Source organism: Nonomuraea terrae (genome assembly GCF_004348995.1).
GTDB classification, from domain to species: domain Bacteria; phylum Actinomycetota; class Actinomycetes; order Streptosporangiales; family Streptosporangiaceae; genus Nonomuraea; species Nonomuraea terrae.
Map to the genome: position 1 here is coordinate 1 of NZ_SMKQ01000395.1, position 3,106 is coordinate 3,106.

Consider the following 3,106-nt stretch of genomic DNA (forward strand, 5'->3'; position numbering starts at 1 on the left):
CGCTGACGCCGATCGAGGGCAACCCGCCCTCCCCCGCCGCGCTGCCGCCCGGGTGCCCGTTCGCGCCGCGCTGCCCGTTGCGGATCGACGCGTGCGACGCGGGCGAGCCGCCGCTGTTCGAGGTCGGCGAGGGGCACCGCGCGGCGTGCATCCGCTGGCAGGAGGTGCGCCCGTACGAGGCCCCGCCGGAGCCGGAGGAGGCGGCCGCGCCCCGGCCGCGCGGCGAGCGGACCGTGCTGGACGTGCGCGGCCTGGTCAAGGACTATCCGCTGTTCAAGGGGGCGGTGTTCAAGCGCCGGGTGGGCACGGTGCACGCGGTGGCGGGTGTCGACTTCGACATCCGCGAGGGTGAGACGCTGGGGCTGGTCGGCGAGTCCGGCAGCGGCAAGACCACCACGCTGACGCAGATCCTGGAGCTTACCGCGCCGCAGGAGGGCACCATCGTCGTGCTCGGCCACGACGTCACACGGCTCGACCGGGCCCGGCGCACCGCGATCAGGCGCGACATGCAGGTGGTCTTCCAGGACCCGCTGGCCGCTCTCGACCCGCGCATGACGGTCTACGACATCCTGGCCGAGCCGCTGCGCACGCACGGACGGCGCGGCCCGGCCCGGCGGATCGCCGAGCTGCTCGACCTGGTCGGCCTGCACCCCTCCCACGCCGCCCGCCACCCGCAGAGCTTCTCGGGCGGGCAGCGGCAGCGCATCGGCATCGCCAGGGCGCTCGCGCTGGAGCCCCGGCTGCTGGTGCTGGACGAGCCCGTCTCCGCGCTCGACGTGTCGATCCAGGCGGGGGTGCTCAACCTGCTCGGCTCGCTGAAGGACCGGCTGCGGCTGTCGTACCTGTTCGTGGCGCACGACCTGGCCGTGGTGCGGCACATCGCCGACCGGGTGGCCGTGATGTACCTGGGCAGGATCGCCGAGATCGGCCGCGTCGGCGCCGTCTACGACGCTCCCGCGCATCCGTACACGCAGGCGCTGCTCTCGGCGATCCCGCTGCCCGATCCCGTACGCGAGCGCTCGCGTGAGCGGATCCTGCTCGAAGGCGACCTGCCCAGCCCGGCCGACCCTCCGTCGGGCTGCCGGTTCCGCACCAGATGCCCGAAGTTCCGGGGTGAGCTCACCGACGCCGAACGCCGGCTCTGCGTGGACGTCGAGCCCGAGGTGCGGCCCGTGGGCGAGGACCACGGTGCGGCCTGTCACTACGCCGAGAGCCGGGAAGTCGTCTGAGCAGGAGGAATGCGTTCGATGAGAGCATCACGTCGTGCCGTGGCCGTCGCGGTGACGGGGTCGCTGCTGCTGGCCGGCTGCGGCGACGGCCAGGGGGGCGCGCCCGGCGTCCAGGAGGGCCCGGGCGACGAGCGTACGATCAAGGCGTACGACATCAATCCGCAGCCGCGCGAGAACGTCCAGGACGGCGGGACGCTGCGGTGGGGCATCAACGAGTTCCCCGCCCAGTGGAACCGCAACCACGTCGACGGCAACCTCGCGGTGGCCGCCTCGGTGAGCAACGCGCTGCTGCCGGGGCCGTTCGTGTCCGACGAGAAGGCGCAGATCTCCGTCGACCGCGACTACGTGCTGGACGCCAGGGTGACCGATCGGCGGCCGAAGCAGGTGGTGACGTACACGCTGAACCCGCGGGCGAAGTGGTCGGACGGGAAGCCGATCACGTGGGCCGACTACCAGGCGCAGTGGCAGGCGCTCAGCGGGCGCGACCCCGGCTACCGGATCGCCTCCTCGACCGGTTACCAGGACATCGAGAAGGTGGCCAAGGGCAAGGACGGCTACCAGGTGGTGGTGACGTTCGCCCGGCCGTTCGGCGACTGGCAGTCGTTGTTCGGGCCGCTGCTGCCCGCCTCGACCAACAAGACCCCGGAGGCGTTCAACAACGCCTGGCTGAACAAGATCCCGGTGACGGCGGGCCCGTTCAAGTTCGGCGGGTTCGACCAGACGGCCAAGACCATCACCCTGGTACGGGACGACGCGTGGTGGGGGCAGCGGGCCAAGCTCGACCGGATCGTCTACCGGGCGTCCGAGCAGGATTCCCTGATCGGCGCGTTCAGCAACGGCGAGCTGGACATCATCGACGTGGGGCCGTCCGCGCCCGACTACGCGCGCGCCAAGAACACGCCGGACGCGCAGGTCCGCCAGGCCGCCGGGCCCGACTTCCGGCATTTCACCTTCAACGGCTCCAGTGAGCTGCTGCGCGATCGCAACGTGCGCCAGGCCGTCCAGCTCGGCATCAACCGTCAGGCCATCGCGCAGTCCGACCTGCAGGGCCTCGACTGGCCGATCACGCTGCTGAACAACCACTTCTTCATGAACACGCAGGAGGGATACCAGGACAACGCGGGCGTGCTCGGCGTCTACAACCCCGAGAAGGCCAAGCAGATGCTGGACGCGGCCGGCTGGCGGCTGAGCGGCGCTGTCCGGATGAAGGGCGGCAAGCCGCTGGAGCTGCGGTTCGTGGTGCCGTCGGGGGTGCAGGTGAGCAAGGCGGAGGGTGAGCTGGCACAGAGCATGCTCGCCCAGATCGGGGTGAAGCTCACCATCAGGTCCGTGCCCAGCGACGACTTCTTCACCAGGTACGTCATTCCCGGCAACTTCGACATCACGCCGTTCGCGTACATCGGGACGCCGTTCCCCGTGTCGAGCAGCTACGGCATCTACGCGAACGCCACGGACGGGCGGTGGAACGCGAACTTCGGGCGCACCGGGTCTGCGGCCATCGACGCGGCCATGAAGCGGGCGTCGCAGAGCCTGGACCCGGCGCGGGCCCGCGCGGCGACGAACGAGGCCGACAAGCTCATCTGGCAGGAGGTGAACGTGCTCCCGCTGTACCAGCGGCCGCAGAACGTGGCGGTCAAGGAGACGCTGGCGAACGTGGGCGCGCGCGGCTTCTACGACCTCCAGTACGAGAACATCGGCTTCGTCCGCTGATCCACACCACCCTGACGCCCCTCCTGACCGTCCCGGCCACTCCCCCACGGGACCTTCACCGTGACGATCGTCTCCACCACTCCCCCATGGACCTTCACCACCTCCACCACCTCCCCGAAGGACCTTGCGATGTGCGGCGGGAGAGTGTCAGGGGCGGGGTGTAGAAC

General features: G+C 70.7%; 2 protein-coding genes. Both read left to right on the top strand.

The window, feature by feature from the left end; all coding sequences use genetic code 11:
• The coding region (locus E1286_RS46745; protein ID WP_132623792.1) for an ABC transporter ATP-binding protein at positions 1-1,229 on the top strand (1,229 nt) is incomplete at its 5' end.
• An 18-nt stretch (positions 1,230-1,247) separates the two neighbouring features.
• Positions 1,248-2,939: an ABC transporter family substrate-binding protein gene (locus E1286_RS46750; RefSeq protein ID WP_246075752.1), complete on the top strand. Its 1,692-nt coding sequence runs from the start codon at positions 1,248-1,250 to the stop codon at positions 2,937-2,939.
• The last annotated feature ends 167 nt before the right edge of the window (positions 2,940-3,106 follow it).

Coding starts and splice junctions, on each gene's coding strand:
- E1286_RS46750 (WP_246075752.1), top strand. CDS start 1,248: ATGAGAGCATCACGTCGTGCCGTGGCCGTCGCGGTGACGGGGTCGCTG.